The sequence below is a fragment of the Mycoplasma sp. 5912 genome (assembly GCF_054353835.1).
Genome location: NZ_JBTHHI010000003.1, coordinates 86,507 through 111,162, shown reverse-complemented (window position 1 = coordinate 111,162; position 24,656 = coordinate 86,507). Strand labels below are relative to the sequence as shown.

The window sequence follows — 24,656 nt, the reverse complement described above, 5'->3', positions numbered from 1 at the left end:
ATAAATGATATCATAATGGATTAATAATTTTTGTATAAACTTGACAGGTTAAGAAAAACCAAGGAAACCCTTGGTAAATATTATTTTGAATTGTTTAATAAAGCATTAATTTCAACTTTTAACTTTTGTGTATCATGAGCTTTGGTTGCTAAAATTTTATCTTTTTTAACAAATCCGTATCTTTTCTTAGCAACTATTATTAAAACAATACATATAAATGCTAAAATCATCGCAATTCATGATGTTGTATAATTGATTCTAGGTAAATCTCCTGTTTGAATTGGTGTATATGATTTTGCATTATCAGTTATAATAAGTGTGTAATTATTTTTAAATGTTTGATCTGGTTGTAAAGCATTTATAAAGAATAAAGCTATAAAGATAGCAGGTATCAAAGCAAATAAGTAAATAAATGTTTTATCGGAATTTGATTTATTTTTATATAACATAACTTGCATATAAATCAAGGTTAATAAAGCAACCAATGAAAGAAAAATACTGATTGAATTTAAACTTCAAAAGACTTCTTTTAACTGATATGAAGGTGAGTTAGCATAAACTTGTGCAGGGGTAAATCCGGCTGCTGTATCGCTGTTTAAAATGTAGTTATATTCAAGTTGAATTTGTGCATAAAAGCGAGTGTATAAGGTTGCTTGCAAAATTATTACAATTGCTAAAAACACAGAGATAATTGCTAAATAAATTTTACGTTCTAAATAGTTGTTTTTAGTATCAAAATACATATGCATTAGTTAATTCTTTCTTCGCTTTGACTATCAAATAAGTGGATGCGAGATACGATAAATTCAACATATACATGTGAATATAATTCAAATTCTTCAGAGTTAGAAGCATTAACAATAAATTCAATATCTTCATTAATCCGCACTGTGACTAATTGATCTTTACCGATTAATTCAATATTTGCAATTTTACCTAACACTCGGTTTTCAGCATTGGAATAACTTATTTTTAGGTCCTCACTACGAAAACCAGCAACTACCTTTTGGTTTTCTTTTAATAATGCAGCTGTTTCTGTATCAAGTTTAATTTGAATTTTTTGATCTTTTGATACCAATAAATCATCTTTATATACAGCATCAAAAGTATTCATTGTAGGTGATCCAATAAATTTAGCAACAAAAATATTAGCGGGTCTAAAGTATAAATCTTTACCTTTTCCATTTTGTTGGATTTTTCCATCGTTAAAAACAACAATTTGATCACCCATTGTCATCGCTTCGAGTTGGTCATGAGTAACATAAATACTTGTGGTATTTAACATACGATGAATGTTAACTATTTCGCGACGCATACTTTCGCGTAATTTAGCATCCAAGTTAGAAAGAGGTTCATCCATCAAGAATACAAGTGGTTTACGAGCAATTGCACGACCAATAGCTACACGTTGGCGTTGTCCTCCTGATAAATCACGGGGCTTACGGTAAAGGTAGTCATCAATACGTAAAATTTTTGCAACATCTTTAACACGACGATCGATAACATCTTTACGTTCGCGGGCGATTTTTAATCCGAATGAAATGTTGTTGTAAACATTCATATGTGGGTATAAAGCATAAGATTGAAACACCATTGCGATATTACGTTCATTAGGTAAAAGGTTGTTATATCTTTTGTTATTAAATAATAAATCACCTTTAGTAATTGAATTTAATCCAGCAATCATCCTTAATAAAGTTGTTTTTCCACATCCTGAAGGTCCTAAAAAGATGCAGAATGTTCCAGCTTTAATATCTAAGTTAATATTTTCAAGTGTATATTTTTCGTTTCCTTCATATTTTTTTGAAATATTAACTAATTTGATATCAGCACCATTGCTTGATTCATAAATTTCACCTACTTCAGAAACAAGTGCGTCAATATCGATGGTTTCAAAACCACTTGTATCATCTAATTTATCTTCTGTTACAACAGAATTATTTGTGTCTTTTTTCTTTTTAAAAAACATATTATCCTTTCACGGCTCCATCTGAAAGACCACCGACAATGTATTTTTGTAAGTACATAAATAATGCAAATGCAGGGATAGAGGCAAGAATCGAACCAGCTGCATATGCTCCTGCATTAACATGTTTTGGTTCAGCTGATAAGAATTGGTCTAGTCCAACAGCTAAGGTTTTTTCTTTTGAATCAGCAAGTACGAATTTAGGTAAGATAACATCAGTAAATGGTGTTAAAAATGATCATAAAGCCACCATAATAAGCGCAGGACGAATAACAGGGACTAAAATTTTAAAGAATAATCCTCAGTTGCTACATCCATCGATTTTACCTGAATCATCAAGTTCGCTTGATACGGTATCTAAATAGGACTTAAGCATAAAGGTATTCGCTGAAATAGCTCCACCAGAATAAATAATAACTAACATAAATATTGATGGTATCCCAATGCTATTACCCAAACGAACCAATAAGAAAAGCGAAATAATAGCAGTTGTTGCTGGAATCAGTTGTAACATCATAATTATCATTAATGAATTTTTTGATCCAGCGAATTTAAATCTGGAATATGCATAACCATTTAATGCCACAGCGACAGTTGATATCACCATAGTTAAAACAGCAATTATGATGGTATTTTTATACCAAATCAAAAAGTCGCTACGAGGACTGGTAAATAAGTAAGAGAAGTTGTCTCAACCAAATTTAAATGGAACAACAGCAACTACACGCTCATTATTTACATTGAATGCTGAAATAATTAATGAAACTATTGGAAAGAGAATAATTATTGCTCAAAAGATTAAGAATAAGTAGTTAAAGAATAATCAGAATATTTCAAGTGGTGTTAAAGGTTTGGTGTCAGTTTCGTTAAAATTAATTCGTCTAGGAGTTAATTTTTTATACGGAACTTTTACTTTATCAAAGGTATGTTGATAAAATCTTTTGCGTTTTCATTTTTCGAACATTAATCTCTCCTTGACATAGTTTTAATAAACCCTCTTGCACCAATAGCAATTGAAATAAGAGCAGCAAAGGTTGTTAAGGCAGCAGCAAATGCTTGGTCACCTGGGATGTTGGTTGCTCCTTGTGCGATTTTGAAGACAAATGAAATAATAATATCAGTTGATGCTTCATTGAATGCAGATGCTTTAGCAAAGTTTGGCCCACCACCAGTGAAAATAGAAATTGTAGTGAAATTATTAAATGCTCCAACAAATTGACCAATTAGCATCGGTGCAATTGAAATAAGAAGCGATGGTAAGGTAAGATGTCAGAATAGTTGTCTTCCTTTTGCTCCATCAACAGCACCTGCTTCATAAATATCTTTTGGTATAGATTGTAAATTACCAGTTACAAGCATAAAGATAAATGCATAAGCAATTCATGTTTGCACCACAATTACCAATACACGAGCAGTCCCGATTTCACCTAATCAGTTACGTGGCTCCTTTAGTAGTCCGATTGATAACATTATTTTGTTAATGTATCCAACTTCACCACCTTGAAATGATGATCTAAGAAATGATAAAGTAACGAATGCTGGAATAGCTCATGGTAAAATATAAATAAGTCTAAATATTTTTTTAAACTTAATGCGTTGGTTATTTGTTAAAATTGCGATTATAATACCAAGTGAAATAGGGATAAAGGTTGAAAATACTGTTCATATTGCTGTTCAATAAAATACACGTCCTAAACCACTAAAGATACCAGTGTTACGAAATACTCATCAATATCCTCAGTTTTTAAGCCCTACTCAGTTGACAGTTTGTGCCGGAGCATAGTGCTCAAAACCATAGTTAGTAAATGAAACAAGTACTGATGTAATAATAGGTGTAGCTACCACAAAAAGCATTAATACTCAACCTAAAATAGAGATCACTCAGGGATATCCACCTGTCGAAATTCATCTTTTGGTATGTGATCATTTACTTGGACGAGAACCATATTCTAAGTTTTTTGCTACCCGATAACTACTAAGCGATGATGTAGCAAAGTATATTATGACTATTACCATCAAAATAACACTTATAACACCACCAAATAAGTATATCCGAGCATCTGTTAAAATACCTTCTGCATGGTTAAATTTGCCTGCTCCTAAGTCGCTAAAACCAGGAATTCCACCCATTTTATCTCAGTAAGCACCAAATGAAAATGGAACAATTAGTGCTCATAAAAAGATGCTTCCTAAACTAAGTAAAATTCCTTTTATGTATTGTTTAAAGAACAATAATTCAGAAAGACCAGGGAAAATAAATCCAAGCACTAAAGCAAGTCATCTGAAATTTTTCATTGTTTCAATTGGTATTGATTTTTGTGCTTCATTAATTTTGCTATCATAAATTTTTGAATTAACTCGCATTTCAGCAAATTCACGTCAAAATGAAGTTTTCAAAATTTCTTTGTTAGATAAAACTTTTGATTTTAATTTTGCTTCTGTAACAGCCTCTTTATAGTCGATTTTGTATTCGATTTTCTTATTTTTGAAAGCTACCTTAGTAATTTCTTTTGTCTTGATTTTTGCTTTTAAAGCTGCTATATTTTCTTTATAAGTTTTCTTATAAAGTTTTTTGGATGAAGCAAAAACTTGTTTCTCTGCTTGATATTCAGTTATAGGTTTTTCTTGTTTATTAATATTTGGATTGACATCTTTATTATTTAGTTTTTGGATAAGATTATCAATTACAGCCATTAGATTCGTAGATTCAGAACCGTTTTGACTTTGATTTGATAAGTGTTTAAGATTATATAAAGAAACCTTTGATTTAATCCGTTCTTCGCAATATTTAATGCGAGTAAGTCGATAATCAATAAACTTTTCTCTTAATGCTTTTGATTCTACCTTGTGAAACTCACCTTCATATGTATATTTAACTTTTGCATTTGCAAGAAGATTTTTATATTCGGATTTTAATAATATTGAAAATTCATTTTGTACTCTTAGAACATTAATAAAATTTAAATATTCTTTTAAAGCGATATTAATAAAAGGATAATCATTGGTTGCTTGATAAGCGTTAAGAATATTAAGAATTTTGTTATTTTTAGCTTTTAAACCTTTTAAATCTAGGTTTTTAATGCTAAAATCAATTTTTGGTAAGTTATTAAGGTTTTTTGAAAGTAATGAATATAAGTCTTTATAATTTTGCAATATTGCCCGTTCTTTAAAAAACGGTTTAATAGATTTATATCATTGCTTAATTTTTATAACTTCTAAATTTGATTTATCGACAATTTCTTTAACAACCGCTTTATTAGCAACTTCAACTGATAAAATTTTTTCTTGTTGTTGCTTTATTTTTTCTAACGAAAGCAGCTTTTGTTGTTTAGCTTGACTTTTTCGTTCTTGCAGCTTACTTGTGTATTCATATTCGATTTGTAAGATTTTTTGTCTGTTTTCAAGAATGATATTTTCTTTTTCCTTTGTGTATAACTCTTTTTGTAAAGCATATGTAGATTCATATTGACGTTTTAATTCTTGACGACGAGCAAATAAACTTAATCTTTGTTTTTCTAGACTTTCGTAGAAGTTTTTAAAGAATATTTTTGCTGAATCTCCTAATTTTTGGATATATGCAAGTTCGTTAGGTAGCAATAAATTATGTATTTTTTCGATATCAAATTCTGTATCTTTAACATGTTTTAGATAAAGTTTAAGAATAGAAAAGATAGTGTATTTTTTAAATGTTTGCACTTCTGAAAGACGAGTTGAAGTCTGTAGTTTTTTAATACTTTCAACTTTAATTTCTAAATCATCAGCAGATTTTGTTAATGAATAAACAAAATCTTTTGCATATGATTTAATGTCTTTTAGTTGTGCATTAATTTTTTTAAGTTCAAAATTTATCAAAGAAATCGAAGAGGTACAAAAGGATAATTTCTTAATAGAATCTTTAAGAACTATTATCTTGTTTTTGTAAGCAACTTTGTGCGAATTTAATTCGCGTTTTAGGTTGTCTTGTAGTTTTGTCCTTGCTCGTAAGAACAAATCTTTGTCTATTTTTTGTTGGTTATTAATACGATCTTGTGTTCTTAAGAAGACATTTTTAATCTGTTTTTTATAGGATTTAAGATTGCCGGCACTCTGAGGTAATATTGAATCGAATGATTCACCGTATCAGTTGTACAGCTTTAATTTTTCCATAAATTACCTTGCCTTTCCTTTGTGTATTTTAACCCATTCATAATAATGAAGTTTTCTTTGAATATGATATTGCATACTGAATGTAAATAAAGCAATAACAGTTGAAAAAGAGAAAATAGATATAAATGCACCTGTTATTATTTGAAAGTTACTCATATAAGATGTTCCCCTAAAAAAAGGTAGACCTGTAAGTAAAATAAAAACAATAATCCAACATGTAAAAAAGATATATCCTGCTTTCAATTTGCTTCTTAAAAGTAGTAAATAAATCAAAAAGAAAACTAAAACTAAGGTATTTGCAATATAAGCAACTAATGTTGCGATGGCTTGATTTTTTGCAAATTCGCTCAATTTATCTGCATCACTTCTTATTTCAATAGGCACCGATTCAGTATTAATTCCATATCCGAATGGAATTAATACCCATATAAGAAGCACTGCTGTAAGCAGTGCTAATAGTGTTAATAAAATATAAAACTGTTTTTTTTCGATATTTATTTTATATTTAGTATAACTGTACATTTAGCTTACTTATTATTTGAATACTACTCTAACTGGTAAGTTACCAGAATTTATTGCATTAAGTGTTTCAGTATAATCAGCTGATAATTTATCTTCCATTGCACTTAAAAACTTATCTTGTGTTTGAAGTTTATCACCTAATGATCTGTATCATTCTGCTGAACCAAAAGTTTTATCGTTTCAATTTGATCAAACAGTTTTTAGGTTTGGATTAGAGTTATCAAATCTGGTTGGTTGTACTTGTAGAATACCTAATCCTTGTTCTTGAAGTTTTTTGCTTGATGTTAGAACATTAAACACAAAGTTTACAGAAATTGATTTATTGTATTCATCAATGTTATTTTTAGTGGTAGCAATGGTAACATCAGATAATGTTCCATCTTTCTTTTGCATCATAGATGACATAAAATCATCAGCAAAAGTTGAAATCTTAGCAAAATTTTCAAATCCAGCTAAATAAAGTTTTACAATTTTACGGATTTGTTCATCAGAAACAGTTGCAGGAGCAGCAGTATTAGAGAAGAATTTTGCACGAGCAAATACTTGATCTTCAAATTCTTGGAGTTTATTGTCTTTTATCGCTTGTTGAATCTTTGCAATTAAAGCGGCTTTTTGACCATTGTCATCTCCATTGACACCAAAAATAAATTGTTCAATTTTTCTTAAGTGGAATGTTCCGTTGTTACCATTTTCATCTGGTTTATCTTGAACCATATCAACAAAACCTAGATTTCCAAACTTATCCTTGTTTGTTAAGGTAGCAAATGCTCCTGCTTTCATCTTGTCTGCACCAAGCTGTCATGGTTGTGCAGGTGTGCTACCAACTAATTCATCGCTTCATTTAGTTGTGAATCCCATTAATCCAGCAAGTGTATTTCTGAGTGGCAATGCATTTACCAAAGAATTATTTAGTTCATCAACTTTTGCTTTTGTTTCGGTTGAACCATTGAATGTAATTTTCATCTTATCTTTTGAAACTTGGTTAGCATCTGCGATAGGATTGTTTTCATCAGCCTTTGATTCTCATAAACCTCATTTTCCGTAGCTTCCTTTTAATTCATTAAGCTCACTTAAAACGGTTGCTAGTTTACTGTTAAGTTCGTTGAAATCAGCATAACCTAAATTTTTTGCAAAATTTTGTATCTTAGTTTCTTCTGATGTATTATCTGATTTGATTCTATCTGACATTCTAGAGAATAGAGCTTCTGAATAAGGTATTTTAGAATCTTGTTTAAAGTATTGATAGTATGAATCGAAATTAAATGCTGCTTTTAAAACTTCTTCAAGTGCTTTCTTTCTTTCAGGTGATGATCCGTTGTTTCTTGAAGAAATACCATAACCTCAACCACCGGCTGCCTGAATGTATGGAGCTCCATCATCAACAGGAACTACATTGAAGAATGATAGTGCATTTGCTGCATCTCTTGAGTTTTGAACATCTCATGTCCCAATTAATGCATAGTCAAGTTTTTTATCTTTCATTGCACTAAAAATAGTTTGGTTAACAACACCCATATCGCTTCCGTACATTGCTTGCAAGTCACCTTGACTTAATCCGTTTTTAGCTCAAACGGTTTCTTTGTATGCCTCTGGTGTCATTCCGTAAGCTGCATGAATAATTGGATATAAAACATTAGCAACTTCTTTTAATCCATCTTTAAGTAATCCATGTCATTTATCACCTTTTACAAATCATGAAGAAACTTGTCCTTCATTATTTTTGTATAAGTTCTTTTGGAAGAATGATTGAGATAATGAATCTCCACCTAATTCACGTTGTTGCGCTTCTGTGTATGAATCTCATGCTTTTTTGATCCCACCATATAAAATACCGTTACCATATCAAAAGTCTTGTAATCTTAAGACTAATTTACCTTTTTCAACTAATTCTTTCAATGTGTCAGTATCTTTATTTGAAAGTTCAACTCTTGTATCCGCTTCATTTTTATTTGAAGCTAGAATTAAACCTTCTTTGTTATGACGAACCGCTAAAAATTTATGTGTAGGTTTCTGATCTTGTGTACCGTTGATAGTTCCAAATTTAACAATATCTGCTTTTTGGTCATCAGGAAGTGATACAACTTTATTTAAATCATCTAATACTTTTGGTGTATCATTTACTTTGTCTCCGAAGAAAGTATCTAAGTCAGCTAAATAATTATTTTGTGCAAATTCTGTAACACGGTCTTGAGGTAAATAGAAAATATCAGGAACTGTCGGGTCGTTTAATCCTTGTGTACCAAGATTTAATGCATCAAAAACACCTTTTTGAATAAATTCAAGAGTAAATCCATCTTTTGTATGTGAATCAGAAGCATCAAAAAGTTTTTTAACTTCATTGTAAAAGTTCTTTTGTGCTCCATCCACAGCAATGTAAATTTTCTTAGAACCTTTTCCGGTGTCTTGTTGTGATGAACCACTTGTCCCACAAGAAACAGCAACTCCTGCTGCTCCAAGCGATAATAATCCACCTGTATAAACTAATGCTTTTTTTATTTTCATATTTCAATATTCCTTATCTATTGTTAAGTAATTACAGGATTATTCAAATGCAATTTCATTTTTTTGATATGCAATAAAAGAAAAAATAATACAAATTGGTGAGAGTAATAACAAACCACTTATACAAGCAACATAACCTATCCAGTGATTAAATTCTGTTTTTGACATTATATAAATTACATGAATAGTTATTAAAGCAATCGCTAAATAATTTATTACTAATACAGCAAGCATTATACGTACTCAATAATTTTGCAAGGTTTTGAAAAGTTCAACATTAAAAACATTAGGAGATTTACTGAGATTGATAATAATTTGGATAAAAATAATTTCTATAATAAGTACGACAATGTTTGCAAAGAGTAAAAATAAATATTCTAGGATTTTTGGAGTATATTTGCGTTCAAGAGGTAATTTACCTACTCAAAACCACCTAAAACGAGTTTTAAATGGTGGTTTTGAAAAATGTATATTTTTCTTCATAATCCTGATTAAATTATAATATAGCAATACAAAAAACACATAATAATTGTGAAAATATGATATTAATTCCTTTGATAACTTGATATGTCAAGATAGTTGTTCCATAATTTGCTTATTTATAGATAGATTATGACAAAACAATTTTATTTTTTTGTAAATAAATTGGTTTTGTTGAAGAGTTATTATTGATTTTTAATAAAGTTAATAATAAAGAAAAATACACTTTTTAGCTCATATATAAGCAACAAAAGTGTATTTTTATCTCGTGTAATAATAATATATTTCAAGGTTATTTATATTATAAACAGAAATTTTATTGTTTTTTAATCAAAAACACTCCGACTTTTATGTGTGAATTGCTTTTCAATGATTTTTCACTCATTTGAAAACTTTGATTGATTAAATCCTTATCAAATTTATATCCATCTTTTAGGTTAATCTCAAAACTACCTAAATTGTCACTATATACAACTAATAAATAACTTCCATCTTGGTTATCTCTTAAGGTTAAATTATTAGGATAATTTGATGCATTTTCGATAATGTCTGATGGTTTCTTAATATATTTTATATCTTGATCTTTAAGTGATGGATATTGCTCGCGTAAATGGATTAATTTTGAAACTAATACATATGCACCGTTTTTATCAGAAACTAATGATTCAACATATCCTTCGCCTTTTGAATCCTGTGTTTGAATAATATCACTTCCTGATCTTTCATCCTTAAAATAAACTCTTTTGTGCAAATCTTTTCATCAATATGCTTCACGAATTTTATCATCACCTTTACTTTTATCTCCACCTTGCATTAATATTTCATTTCCGTCATATAAAATAGGTGTTCCACCACGAGAAAGCAAAGAAAATAATGCCGCTAAATAACCTGCTCTTTCTTTATCGTTAAGTTTATGTGGTGTTCCTAACGGTGATTTTGTTACATTTTTTTTATAATTTGCTATTCAACGATCGATATCATGGTTATCTAAAAACGGTAATCAATAACTCATACCTTCATCGCTGTTAAGATAATTGATTAAGTTTTTTTCCTCATCAGAATTAATAAACGGATGTATTTGATATTTATAATGTTTTCCATCTAAGACACTACCAAGAGCTTTATAATTCGACCTTCCATACATTAAATATTTTGATGCATCATAAACACTTTTTCATCATTCCCCGAACATTAATACTTCTTTATCAGAACGAGCAACATTATTTTCTATAGCTTGCTTAATTTCTTTATCAGATGCATCACGTCAATCAAAGAATAATTGTGATGTTTTTGATCCATCACTATCGGTTGGTTTATGTGAATTTTCACTTCCAAAATAATGGTAAAAAGCATCATAGCGAAAACCATCGACACCTTTTTTGATTCAGAATTTATGAATGTATTCTATTTCTTTTAAAACATCCGGATTAGTTAAATTTAGATCAGGCATCCCTTTTCAGAATTTTGCTGCATATCTTAGATTTGTATCAGGTTTTGGGTTTTGATGATAATTAATATTTTTAAAGATTTTTCTTACATCTTTATCTTCACCATAATCTTTATCGTTTATTGGTTTGTTGTCATAAAAATAATAATATTTTTGATATTTTTTATCTCCAACTAAAGCTTTTTGAAACCAAGGATGTTCATAAGATGTATGATTTAAAACCATATCTAAAACAACTTTAATTCCTTTTTTGTGTGCCTTAGTTATAAAATTATCAAAAGCTTGCATTCCACCAAGTTCAGGAGCAACAGCAGTATAATCGATAACATCATATCCATGATATGATGAAGACGGATGAATTGGTGATAGATATAAAGTGTCTATTCCTAGATTCACGAAGTAATCCAAATTATTAGTTAAACCAATAAAATCACCAATTCCATCATCATTTCCATCAGCAAACGAATATACAGTTAACTGATACATTACATTCGATTTTGCTTTAGCGATAAATGGAGCTTGAAATTTTGCATTTTGATATTCATCTTGGTAGCTTAAGTTATTCAAACTTTTTTGGTTTTCAGCGACAAATTCATCATTTCCTCACCCTTTTAATCTTTTAACAGTTGATACATCATCATTTTGTTGACTGCATGAAATAGCAGTTGCAATAAATGCAGTTGATGTTAAAAATAAAAATTTTTTTATTCACCATCTATGTCTCATATTTACTCCATTAGCATAAAAAATCTACTATAAAGTAGATTTTAACTTCCTTTAGCAAGATTTAAGATATCTTTTCTTAATACTTCAACTTTATCGAAATTACCTTTATTTTTTTGTCAATTTGATATCAATTCATTAAGTTTTTCAGATGAAATTTTGTTGTTCTTTTCAAGGATATCAAGGTTTTTTAGGATTTGTTGCATTGATGATGATTCGAAATATGCATTATTAATTAATTTTAAAGAAGTTGCTTTATGAATTTCGTTTCTATAAAAATTTACAATGCTTTTTTGAAAACTTTTTAAAGTGTTAGAAGCATTTTCGTGTAGTTGTAATTTACCGATTTTATCAATGTAATCCAAACTTTTCTTCTTACTTCTTTCAATAAATCCATCGTTTAGTTCTTTTAATAAAGCATCAAGTTTAGCTATTTTTTGATCATTAGTAAGGTTTTTATCATCATAAAAAACTTTTACTCTTGTGTCAAAACTTAATGCTCAATCAGTATCTTTTGGATTACTATTAATTATACTGATTTTAGTATCTAAAAACTGCTTATATGTTTGACGTAATTTGCTTACATCATCAGGAAACGATTGTACATATTTTAAATTATGTGTCGGTATTGCTATAGCAGCTGAAACACCAGCAGCACCTAAGATAAATCATGAACCAATAAGCACATTTTTCATAATATTACTTTTCTTTTTGTCTGTCATTATATTCCTTATATTTATTATTATACATTTTTATTTTATATATACTTATCTATCACATTATTAAATTTTTTGCTTTGATATATCAAGTTATTATAAATTTCATAATTTTTCTAATTATCTGGTAATGTTTACACCATATAATACACAAAACACAATATTTAATTATCTTTTAGTTTAAAATATAAATAAGGTAAAATTATAATGAAAGGAAAAATGGATAATAATATTGTTTTGTTTGGTATGCATAATTCGCTTAAACTTGCTCAAAAAGTTTCAGAAATTATTAATATACCACTTTCTAATGTAGAACGAACTGTATATGCTGATGGTGAAGTTATGTTGGTTTCGACTCCAACTGTAAGAAATAAGGATGTTTATATAATCGCAAGCACATCAAGACCTGTAAATGATAATATTATGGAACTTTTGATGTTTATTGATTCGTTGAAACGTGCTAGTGCTAAAACAATTAATGTATGCTTAAGTTACTATGGATATGCCCGTCAAGATCGCAAGGCTCGTGGAAGACAACCTATTACAGCCAAATTAGTTGCTGATTTGTTGCAAACAGCAGGTGTTTCTAGAGTAATTTGTGTGGATTTACACAATCCTTCAATTCAAGGTTTCTTTGATAAACCAGTTGATGATTTAAGGGGACAATATCCAATCGCAAAGGCATTAAAAGCAACAGGTGAAAAATTTACAGTTGTTTCTCCCGATCATGGTGGAACTGTGCGCGCGCGTAGATTAGCTGAATTAATCGCAGAAAGTGTGCAAATATGTATCATTGATAAGCGCCGCACTGGTGTAAATCAAACAGAAGTAATGGGGATTTTAGGTAGTGTAAAAGATAAAAATGTTGTAATAATTGATGATATCATCGATACTGGTGGAACTATTTTAAAAGCAGTTGAAACTTTAAAAGCAAATGGTGCTAAAAAAGTTATAGTTGCTGCAACACACGGAATTTTTACCAAGGGTTTTGAAGTTTTTGAAAATCATCCTGATGTTTCTAAAGTAATTGTAACAGACAGTATAGATAATTATGAAATGTTAGACAAGTTCTTGAAATTGCAAATTGTTTCACTTGGTGAATTTTTAGGTAAAGTAATTAATGCATCATTAGTTGGGGAAAGTGTTTCAGAAATTTACCGCAGTTATGAAAAAGAAATATCAAGTTAATTAGCATCCATAACACACTTTTGTGTGTTTTTTTTATATTACAGTTTATCAGCAAAAATTTACATTTTATGATATTACAAATTTTATGCTGATAAAAACAAATTACAAGAAAATAATGTAAATAATTACTTAAAAACAAAATTATTTTAAAAAATTATTAAAAAATGTTAAAAATGCTCAAAACATATGATATATAGCACCCTTTAAAAACACAATAAATATATAAATATGAAAAATTATGGTAAAATTATATAGAATATTTATTCAAACCAACTTATAAAAAGAAAGGAAGTATGAAAAAACTAAAACTTAGTTTAAAAGCAAAAGTTTTACTTTCAGCCAGCATAATAACATTTACATCTGCTATAACTGTAGCAGCAATGTATGGATATGCAAATAACTCAGATGAGGTGCGAGGTTCATCGCTGCCTGTAAGTAAAGAAGAACTGAAAAACGATTTTTCTAAGTTATATAATGAAAATCATGAATTAACACCTGAAATCTTTATCGCTGATCCGTCAAAAGAAAATGCAGTTGGATTTATTTCACCTGACTATAAATCATTTGGATTCAATGATAACAAAAGCAAACTTTATTCATTTGAAGACTTTTTTAATGAGTACTATAAAAGATACAATGAAAGTTTTATCTTAGCAGTTAAATATGGTTCATTTACATTTTATGATGAATATGTTTTAGCAGTAAAGCCAGATAAATTTATCGACTTTAGCAAGTGATTTATTAATAATGTTGCATGAGGACCAGATTTATTAACCTTGGATAGTTTTAGATTGGTACCAGGAGTAGAACAAAACGGAAATGCGATTACATTAGGATCGCATTCTACTTTACATAAAGAAGTAAGCGAAATCAAATTCTTCCCTGATGCATTCTTTGGTTCGATGCCAGTTTACTCAGTAATAGGTGGAGCGGGAAACCGAACCGATTCACTTACATATGCAACATTTAAAGATCAACAAGATAAAGTTACTGTTGATAACTTTTTAGCAACCATTCCACTTGCTTCTGCGATAAAAAATTCTCGTTCAGCAAATAATCTACCATTTTTATCGCTTTATAATCCAAACAGATTATTAGGAGAAACCTTTAAAATCTTTATTCCAAAAACTACACGTTTAGAAGATACATTGATTTTACCAAAAGATCTCACAGCATATACATTTACATTAGAAACCAAGGATGTTAATTTACCAACATCTGATAGTTCAGGGCATTCAGATGCCCCGAAAATAACTTATGATTCATTAGTTGATGCAAAAGTTACAAAAGTAACATCATCTAAACCGAATAATAGTGATAATCGAATATTAAGTATCGAATTTTCTTATAAGGATGCAGATGGTAAAGATGCAAAATTTGTCTATGCAGCAGCAGAAAACGAAATCGATCCATATTTTGAATTAAATTACAAAACATTTAAGGCTATTTTAGATCCAAAATTAAAACATTTTTTAGATTTTTTTGATGTTAAAGCATATGAAGGACAAACACTTTGAATTTATGCTGATGAAAATGCTAATTTATCTGCATATGCATCAAAAGTCGAAGCGATGAATTCGATTGATTCATTGCGTGACTGAAGCAAAGTTCCCCAGGAAAGCAAAAATCGTTTACGTGAATTTAAAGTTAAATCAATTGATGTTAAAAATAAACGTCTTGAAATTACATTAGAAAACACTAATACAAATATTCCACTAATTATCACTTTTGATGCGATGCATATGAGTGATGCCGAAAATAAATTATTCGAACAATTTAAAGATGCAGTAGGGTACAAAGGTTCAATTAATCCAATTTCAATTAAATCAGGCCCAGAAGATATTAGCATCGTTGATAAAAATGGTAGACCTCTTAGAGGATTATCGACTCGTAAATATCAAATTTATAACGAAGTATATACCGGTTTAGTTGATAAAGTTCTTAAAAAGTTTCCACAATTAGCAAAAAAACTAAATGGACCACATATCCAAAGAACAATTAACGATCAAGGATTTTATGATTATAAATTAGTCGAAGGTGACTATTATGGATTACGTGATAGCGATCGTATAGGATTGCCATTATTGCTTTCTGCTACAATAGATAATTACGAAGGGATATCAACTGACTTCTTAAAATATGTTGCAACCCATGAATATGGACACCATTATACACTTGACCAATCACAAGCACTTAATCAAGACAGTAATGCCGTTGTTGTTGGAGGGATTTCTACTCGTGGTGGTTTAACTGAGACATCTTATTATTCAGCAAAATCATTGCGCAATTATTTAAATGCACGTACTAATTTAGATTTTGTTCGTGTTAACGCGTTAGGGCAACAAACTGAAGATACTGATACAACAGGACAATACATTCGCTTCTTATTTAAAGATAAAAACGGAAAATTTGTTCGTGAAACAGACAAGCAAATTTGAGGAAACCCAATTCCAAACAGTGATGTGTTCAGTGTTTTGGAAGAAAAAGATCGTAGATTTTTACAAGACTTTAAAGGAATGCAAGAAGCTGCAAAATTACGTGGAGCAAGATTAGGTGATTTATTTATAGCTAATTCATTTGATGAAAATTCAGGTACATTAAATCCATTTATCGAGGGTGTAAGCAAAACTTTTGAGAAAAAACAAATAGACGGAAAAGATGTTTATGTTTTTAAAGAAGTAGCAATCTCTGATATTGTTGAAAATATAAGAGATGGTTTAGGAAAATCACTTAAAGATGTGATTAAAATTGCTTCCCCAAATTCAATAACAATTTCAGTAGTTGAAACACAAAAAGATGCAAATGGCGCTACTATAGCAACCAAAATTAATGTCTTTGATAAAGATGGAAAACCAGCAATTAATGTTCCGTTAAATGAACCACTTGATGAAAAAAGTCTTGATTATATAAGTGAACAAACAAATATTATTAAGAGTACAATTGAGAGTTTATTAATTACCCGTTTTGCAGATTCAGGTTGAAACACCCGTGATACAGATTTTGGTGGTGTAATTGGTCCAATTCGTAAAACATTGCTTCAAGGAACCAATTTTACAGATAACGGATTTGTTGATTCTTTAAAATACCGTTCAGATGCAGTTGAATTAGATGCAGATTCAAACAGAATCGATCAAATTTACCAAAATAACACAAAACGACCAGGAACCCGTCGCGCATTAGAATATACAGCATTAACAGATAAAGGTGATTTATACACAAACCTCAGTGAAATAATTGATACATATGTAGGATTTATTTTGGAAAACCAAAATAGAGGTTCACAATTTCAAGATGGATATTATGCTCAATTGTTGAATGTTTTTGCTTTTGTTAAAGATGGAAAAATTCAAAAAGGATATACATTCCCGTTAATACTAAACAATCATTTTTCAGATAAAGTCCTTTATAATCCAGATGAAAATGGGCAATCTGATTTATGACCATATGCAAGACAGTTTAACAGTGATAACAATGCTAGTGGTCGTCCACAAATGAACCCGGCTTATGGAATAATGTTTAGTGGTTTTGGTTTATATAACATTGATCAAGACAAAAAATTTGTTCCATTCTTAGCTGGGATCGATGCAGATGGTAATGTTGTTTCAAAAGATACCTTCCAAAGCATAATTCGTAATCCTAGAAGTTTTTCTGCTCTTGTTAAAAAAATAGCATTTGTCAACTTTAATAAAAATACTGTAAAAAACTATAATTTATACAACTCATTTAATAAAGAGTTTTTAGCAACAGTTAAAAATGGAAATCAAAGTGAAACAACAGCAGCATTTGATAATTTCGAAAAATTTATTGAATTTACATCGATTGATTATTCTAAAGCATCATTAGAACCATTAACTGTTAAAGACGGTGCTCCCGTAATTAAATTTAATTGAGATGTTGATTACGTAAAAACTAAATTTGATTTTGATGCATTTAAAGCAACAGTAGCAACTTCAGATGAATCAGCAGAAAATAAATCAAGAATTGCAGCAGCAAGCGATCAAGAACTTGCAAATGAATTAATGTTAAGATTTAGAAATTCAGATTATTTCTGAACAGTTACAGACTTTAATCCAGCAACTCAGTTAAAAGAAAATCAAGCAATTTTTTCATCTAAATACGGAATCGATATTTTAAGTAATACTTTTACAGACAGCTTTTACTTTGATAAAAAATTTATGGTTGATAATGAACTTATCACACCAACACAAGAACGTACATCATATGATGCACTAGAGTTGCAAAAAATATTCTCTGATTATATAACTGGCATTGTAGGTAAAGATTCTGCTGCTAAGATACTAGAATTTACTAATACACAAGACTTATATCAATTTGTAGGTAATATCATTACTTACTTAGGACAAGGTTATCGTGATAATGATCGCATTTGATACCTAAGAAGAGCGGTTTATACTGTATTTAACAATGGATATCCTTCTTCTGATATTCTTGAATATAATTCTACACGTGTTGAAAACTTGTTAAATGATAAATTTACTGACTATATATATTCAATTCCAGAAACTTTAACTCGTGATTATGTGCAAACTACATATGTCCCTGCCACAGCTGATTTTGGTAACTTGCCTACATACTTAACTAATGCAAACGAAGCATATACAGGACAAGATTATGTAATTGATGCAACTAAGTTAAAAATTTGAAATGAACATAAAAATAGTTATTCAAATATTATTAATGCAAGTTTTGATGCAGTTAGAGCAGAAGCATTTGATAAATTATTTAATCAAACCAAGGATATTTACTTTAAAAATTCATTAGATCGTCAAATCAAAGAATCATTAGCATCAGAAAACCAAATTGAAATACAAAAACTCGATAATCGAAATGCACAAATTGATAAGGAATTGAAAACTCAAATCACGGATGAGCAAAAGAAGCAATTAGAATCTGAAAAAGCAACTAATATAGCATCTAAAAATCAATTACAAGAAGCTAACAAGAAACTTAATGAAGAAATTGCTAAATTATTTGAAGAGCAAGACAAGCAACTACAAGATACATACGAAAAAGTAATTGGTGTATATAAAGGTAAATTATCTGATGTTTCAGATTCAAACGGAAGAAACGAGGATAGATCCTCATCATATTTTGGAAAACTTATAACCAAAAGCAACGGTTACTTCCAAGATCGCTATCAAAAAGTCGCTATTGGAATGCAACTTTATGATGATAATGGAAAAGAAATTATGGATGATGACATCCGTCTAAAGGACTTTAAAAATCAACCAATTAAATCACGTCCGAGAGCTTTCTTTATTTCACAATTACGTAATTTTGGTATCGGAGAGAGAACTGTAGCGGGTATCTTTAGAAATAAACGTATTGATTCATTAGCATTATACGGATATGTTTCTAACGAAGATGCTAAAAAGATAAAACAACTTCGTTTTACAGATGTTGAAACAGGTGAGCAAAAATTCTTACCAATTAATATTAAAGGAACAAACAACGTCTTTTATCTCAAACAACAAGGTGATGCAAGTTCTAAGGTTAGAGTAGAAGATGAAGGATATACTTCATGAATATCTGATTTTGGAGTTATGGCTAAATACCGTAATACCTTATTATTACCAAAGCATCAATACTACATTCAATTTGTAGATGAAAATAATAAAGTTGTTTCCGATTTTACCTTAGGTGATGTAACTCAATTAGCAGAAAACGGAAAAACAGGTACACAAGCATCAGTAACTATAAGACATAATGAAGATTCAAAAACACAAGATAAAGGTAAAGCAATAATAAAGATTGATTACCAATTTAACATAACAGGATAGGAGCTAATTTGAAAAAAAGGTTATGATATTTATTTACCACAACCGCTGCACTTTCATCAGCATCCTTGCTAGCAATAGCGTGTAGCACCAGTGGAAATAACACAACAAATACAAAGAGTCTAAATGAAGTTCATAGTCAAAATTCAGTAATTGATTATGATCTTGGTTTAGCAACTGAACCAATTAATAACTTAAACTATATAAAATATAAATCAGTTGATAAAATATTACCTTCATTAGTCGACTCATTTCTTAAAAGTGGACCAAACAGTGATTTAAAATCTATTACTAAAACAAGTCCGTTAAATATGGTTATGGTAGATACCGATGGAACTGTTAAAACAACAGAAGATAAAAAAACTGAACCAAGTTCAAACTTTGATGATTTCTTCAAATTTAAAAATAAATTAGAAGAAAGTGATGGTTTTGGTAGAGTTCGTGGTAGTTGATACGGATTACATGACTTTGGTATTACTGGTGGTTTAGGGCGTGCGACAATCGGTGATCCACAACGAAATGCAAGTATTTATGCATTCCCTAACCCAAAAAACAGCAACAACTATATGGCAGTAACTGGATTTCTAAACAACGGATTAAATCGCTGAAGTAACGGAGATGTTTCAACAGCACAAGATTTACGCGATTATTTAGAATATATTTTGGATATTAATACCGGATCACAAAAACTAGATTCTGTATTAAAATACTCAATTCGCGGGGCCGAGAAATTTGTTGCTGCTCAAAAAGACTATGTTGATAAATTTGGTGTACCATATAAAAATCCATGAGGCCGTAGAAAATATATTAAATTAGCTGATGGTAGTTACATTCAAGATCCAAGTGAAAAAGAGTGACAATCACAAGTTTCAAAAAATAATGTACCTGCTGATACAAAAGAAGTTGAAGCAATCAAAAAAGCTGCATTAGATTTTGGTTTTTATACAGGTCAGTTATATTTAGATTATAGTCTCGAACAAGTTAATGAGAGTATGGATTTAAATCCTAATTTCAAGATTGAAAAAGAATCACAAAGTTTTACATTCAGAGATCCAAAAGATAAAACTAAGACTTTTGTTCGCACATTAGTAAAAAATGTTTATGCAAATCCTTACCAAAATTTTAAATTTGATGAAGATGCAAGAAAAATTAAACCTACAATTGAGACATTAGCAAATAATTTAAATACTTTTACAATGATTTTTGATGAGAACAAGACACCAGGTTTATCATATATGCTATTTACTATTTTCTTCCACCTTTTCCCTGTAAATCGTAAGTATATTGAAACAGTTGCAGGTGGAATCGATGTCTTCGGATCACAAAAACAACACTTTTTAACAAATGGGCCATTTTTGATGAAACCTGAAAATGTTATTTTAGGTCCACAGGGATCATTATTGTTAGAAAAAAATCCAGATTATTTCGATGCAGAAAACACCATTTCAAACCGAATAAAAATTTATTTTTCAACTGACAGAAACACTAATGCAACATTCTTTGAAGATGGTTATATTTCACAAACTTATATTCCGGCTGAAAAAATAACACAATATTTTGCTAACCCTGAATACAAAAAATATCTAAATAAAAACACAGGTTATGGAACAATTGCTTTTGGATTTAACCTTGATAATGAAACAAACGCACAAAGTTATATACAAGATGAAGACCTTAGAAACGCAATTTTCTATGCAGTAAACCGTGAAAACCTGCTTAAAGTAGTTGGATGAGACTTTTCATTTCCAGTAAACACCTGAACAGCATATGGACAATATCGAACATATGATGGGAAAAATATCGAAACCTACTTTTCAGATATGAGTAGTGATGCAAAAGATGGAGTAAAATTCCCATTACAAAATTATGATTTTGTAACTCATCTTTCAAAAGGATATACTTTTGAGAAAACACATCGTTATGATCAAACATATGCACCAAAAACAGCACAATTTTATATTGAACGTTTTAAAGCAAGACACAAGGCATTAAAATCTGTAACATTAAAATTCTTAAACAACTCTAGTGATGAACAAAAGAAAGCAGGTGCATACTTAAAAGAAATATTAGGTAGAACTTTCGATGGTTTTGTAAACATTGATATTAAGAGTTTACCTGAAAACTCATTTGCTTCATTTATTGAAGAAGGAAAATACGACATTATCTATCAAAACTATGATAGATTAGGTGGAAATAGTGCTCAAGACTATGTTGCAGTATTCTTCAAACCCGATGAAATAGATAGTTTTAACCAAAAAAGTATTGCCTTTAAAACAAACCCAGTAGGTTCTTACACATATGCAGATTACATTCGCCAATTATATGTGCAAGCAACCAATTTAGATGTAGATAACTACATCGAAACAAAATTACAAACTCCGTTTTTAGCTTTAGTTAATGCATCACAAAGCGCAAAAGATGCATATGAAAAAGCTAAAAAAGGAGATAAGAATCATATAACAGCTTTTGAAGAAGCAGTTAAACCATTAATTGAAAAATTAAACAAAGACACATCAAAAACATTTAGTGACCGTTTAATTAAAAATTTAATTGAATATATGCTAATTCAAAATCCGAATATTAAAGCAGGACGTAAGAAAAAAATTCTTAATGAACTGTTATTAATGTTTGAGGGAATTGATAAATTAGCAGATGCTACACGCCCTACTGCAGATCGCTTACATATTCAGTGATCATTAGGAAAGATTGATACAAAAATAGATTTTTGACGTAAATTTATTGATTTATCTTTCATTCGTCCACAAGAAGATTCGCAAAGTTATACTGATAGAATAAATGCATTCTTTACCGGAAACTTTACAAATGCTGAGGCAAAATTAAAATGAACCCAAGAATATGTGTACATCTTCATCGGAGAACTTGAAAAAGTCATTCGTGATGCATCGATTGTTGTACCATTAATGGAAGTTGATACCAACTGAGAAATAACCAGATTAGGTGGTGTAGATAGTCTTTATACATTTGCACTGCAATATGCATATGATTTTACTAGACCACCAAAACCAGGATTACCAAGAGGGAGGGCAAAATAGATGAAATGATCTAAAACAAAAGAAAATAACAAAACTACTTATGTTGATGATAACTTTATAGTTTTTTCAAACAAAAGAACTAAAGATGCAACATTTGTTGAGAAATTATTTAACATTAATTCACCTTTATTAATTTCTTCTTGAAGATTTTTTAAGATTATTGCCGAATTCTTTATTATTGGATTAATTGTTATTACTATTACATTCTTTTTAATTAATGCCGTTCCTGGTTCAAATACTTTAACAGCTGGTTTAGATGATGCAGCAAAAAAAGCAATAGAAGCAAAATACGGTTTAGATCAGCCGTTAATTATAAGATACTGACACTATATAGTAAGACTCTTTCGCGGAGATTTTGGTATATCATTATCATTATTTCCTGCACAAGAAATAAATTCATTTATTTGAGAGCGCTTCTATAAATCATTTTTAGTAGGAATTTTTTCAGTATTATTAACTGTTGTAATAGGAATTTCTGTAGGAATATGAGTTGGTAAAAACCCAGGCGGAATAGTTGATAATGTATCAACTGTGTTAGTAAGTATTTTTTCATCGGTTCCTTCGATTATTTTTGCTTTAATATTAGTATTTATCGGTCGTTTAATTAACTTACCATATATCTTCGCTCAACATAATTTCATAACATATATCCTACCTGGATTAGCGCTTTCTCTTGGAAGTATCATTGTATATATCAAATATATTCGTACCGAATTAAATCGTGAGTTAAACTCAGTGCATGCTAAATTTGCATATTTAAAAGGATTATCAAAAAACCGTTTTGTATGAAAACATGCACTTAAACCTTCACTCTTCCCGATCGCGACATTCTTCCCTGCTGTTATTTTCGGTTCATTTATCGGAAGTATCTTCATTGAGCAAATCTTCTTTATTTCTGGTTCTGGTGCAACATTACTACAAGCAATTCAAACAAAAGACTATAATGTGATTTTATTCTTAATTATAATGTTTACTTTACTTACTATTTTATCTTATGCAACTCGTGATATCTTATATGAAGTTATAGATCCAAGAGTGCGTAGAAAGGGGGCATAATTGGCATTCAATGATAAAAAAGAATCTAAATTAGTGTCTTCTTTTAAAAAGTATTTAACTAAATTAAAGCAACGTCAACAACTTGGTCCAACAAATGAACTAACTAAGGATGCTGCTCCAAGTATGATATTGCAACCGTTTCAATATCAAGCATGAAAAATAGTAGGTAAAACTTTTGATTTCCATGCTGATGCACATATGGGTGCAGAAACGAAGGTATTTAAAGAATTTGTATATCGTTATTCAAAGAGTTTTGCAGGTGTATTTGGTTTTGTTTTATTAGTCGTGATTATTCTTTTATCATTTATTATCCCATTTACTACACAAGATCCAAACTTATCCAATGTTGATGCAAGGTTCTTAACATTTAACCAAACAGACGAGCAAACAGGAATTTATCATATTTTTGGAACCGATTCAATTGGACGCGACATTTGGGCACGTTTATGACACGGATTGCGATACTCGATTGCATTAGCATTAGTTGTTACATTTATCGAAGTTATCATCGGACTTACCATTGGGATTTTAATGGGTCAATATGAACGTTTTGATCGTGTGATGACATTTATAATTAAGGTTATTTCAGTAGTACCGACAATCATTATTTTGATTTTAATGACAATTGTTGTTAGTCCAAGTTTCTGAGTAATTGTTTTTTCTTTATCATTTACATCATGAACAGGAATGGCTAATCAAATCCGTGCTCAAGTTAAGCGCGCAAAACACTTTGAGTGAGTTGCAGCTTCGAGAGTTTTAGGTACACCAGCATGAAAAATTCTTAAAAATTATGTTCCTGTTATCTTGCCAATACTGATTACTCAGTTAGTATTTACAATTCCTGGGGTAGTGCTTTCAGAAACATCATTAGCTTTCATTGGTTTAGCAATTGATGACGTTCCAACCTTAGGTAACCTTATTTCAGAAGGTCAAAAGGTCTTTCCTACCTATTTAAGATATGTTTTTGTTCCATCGACAATGTTGATTTTAATTACAACTAGTGTGCAATTAATAGGAGCGAGCGTCCAAGATGCCTTGAGACGTCAAAGATAGAGGTTA

Annotated in this window: 14 protein-coding genes; 5 read left to right on the top strand and 9 right to left on the bottom strand. The window is 30.0% G+C overall.

Annotated elements, in window-relative coordinates; translation table 4 throughout:
- Window positions 1-80: 80 nt before the first annotated feature.
- The 9 genes from ACXYRP_RS01625 to ACXYRP_RS01585 all read right to left on the bottom strand — a co-directional run bounded on the left by ACXYRP_RS01625 (window position 81) and on the right by ACXYRP_RS01585 (window position 12,508).
- Entirely contained in the window at window positions 81-749 is a 669-nt protein-coding gene (locus ACXYRP_RS01625) for a hypothetical protein (RefSeq protein ID WP_458615088.1), read from the bottom strand.
- Window positions 749-1,990, bottom strand: coding sequence for an ABC transporter ATP-binding protein (locus ACXYRP_RS01620; RefSeq protein WP_458615087.1), 1,242 nt, complete (start codon window positions 1,988-1,990; stop codon window positions 749-751). Before ACXYRP_RS01620 ends, ACXYRP_RS01625 begins: the two co-directional genes overlap by 1 nt.
- Window positions 1,971-2,930, bottom strand: a complete 960-nt coding sequence (locus ACXYRP_RS01615; RefSeq protein ID WP_458614627.1) for a sugar ABC transporter permease — start codon at window positions 2,928-2,930, stop codon at window positions 1,971-1,973. Before ACXYRP_RS01615 ends, ACXYRP_RS01620 begins: the two co-directional genes overlap by 20 nt.
- Window positions 2,930-6,112 (bottom strand): carbohydrate ABC transporter permease, encoded by a 3,183-nt coding sequence (locus ACXYRP_RS01610; RefSeq protein WP_458615086.1) that lies wholly within the window; start codon window positions 6,110-6,112, stop codon window positions 2,930-2,932. The genes ACXYRP_RS01615 and ACXYRP_RS01610 overlap by 1 nt, the downstream gene beginning before the upstream one ends.
- A gap of 3 nt (window positions 6,113-6,115) precedes the next feature.
- Window positions 6,116-6,634: a hypothetical protein gene (locus ACXYRP_RS01605; protein ID WP_458607454.1), complete on the bottom strand. Its 519-nt coding sequence runs from the start codon at window positions 6,632-6,634 to the stop codon at window positions 6,116-6,118.
- 12 nt (window positions 6,635-6,646) lie between these two features.
- Complete coding sequence (locus ACXYRP_RS01600) at window positions 6,647-9,136, bottom strand: hypothetical protein (protein ID WP_458615085.1); 2,490 nt, start codon at window positions 9,134-9,136, stop codon at window positions 6,647-6,649.
- A gap of 39 nt (window positions 9,137-9,175) precedes the next feature.
- Window positions 9,176-9,619: a hypothetical protein gene (locus tag ACXYRP_RS01595; RefSeq protein WP_458614623.1), complete on the bottom strand. Its 444-nt coding sequence runs from the start codon at window positions 9,617-9,619 to the stop codon at window positions 9,176-9,178.
- Window positions 9,620-9,932: 313 nt separating this feature from the next.
- Window positions 9,933-11,789, bottom strand: a complete 1,857-nt coding sequence (locus tag ACXYRP_RS01590) for an alpha-amylase family glycosyl hydrolase (protein ID WP_458615084.1) — start codon at window positions 11,787-11,789, stop codon at window positions 9,933-9,935.
- A gap of 41 nt (window positions 11,790-11,830) precedes the next feature.
- Window positions 11,831-12,508: a hypothetical protein gene (locus tag ACXYRP_RS01585; RefSeq protein WP_458615083.1), complete on the bottom strand. Its 678-nt coding sequence runs from the start codon at window positions 12,506-12,508 to the stop codon at window positions 11,831-11,833.
- 201 nt (window positions 12,509-12,709) lie between these two features.
- Between ACXYRP_RS01585 and ACXYRP_RS01580 the strand changes: the two genes are divergently transcribed.
- The 5 genes from ACXYRP_RS01580 to ACXYRP_RS01560 all read left to right on the top strand — a co-directional run bounded on the left by ACXYRP_RS01580 (window position 12,710) and on the right by ACXYRP_RS01560 (window position 24,650).
- Window positions 12,710-13,690: a ribose-phosphate pyrophosphokinase gene (locus tag ACXYRP_RS01580; RefSeq protein ID WP_458614057.1), complete on the top strand. Its 981-nt coding sequence runs from the start codon at window positions 12,710-12,712 to the stop codon at window positions 13,688-13,690.
- A 293-nt stretch (window positions 13,691-13,983) separates the two neighbouring features.
- Entirely contained in the window at window positions 13,984-19,491 is a 5,508-nt protein-coding gene (locus tag ACXYRP_RS01575; RefSeq protein ID WP_458615082.1) for a PDxFFG protein, read from the top strand.
- Between the two features lie 8 nt (window positions 19,492-19,499).
- Window positions 19,500-22,541, top strand: coding sequence for an ABC transporter substrate-binding protein (locus ACXYRP_RS01570; RefSeq protein ID WP_458615081.1), 3,042 nt, complete (start codon window positions 19,500-19,502; stop codon window positions 22,539-22,541).
- Window positions 22,542-23,597, top strand: a complete 1,056-nt coding sequence (locus tag ACXYRP_RS01565; protein ID WP_458615080.1) for an ABC transporter permease — start codon at window positions 22,542-22,544, stop codon at window positions 23,595-23,597.
- Window positions 23,598-24,650 carry an ABC transporter permease gene (locus tag ACXYRP_RS01560; protein WP_458615079.1) on the top strand — a complete coding sequence of 351 codons (1,053 nt, stop codon included), beginning with the start codon at window positions 23,598-23,600 and terminating at the stop codon, window positions 24,648-24,650.
- The last annotated feature ends 6 nt before the right edge of the window (window positions 24,651-24,656 follow it).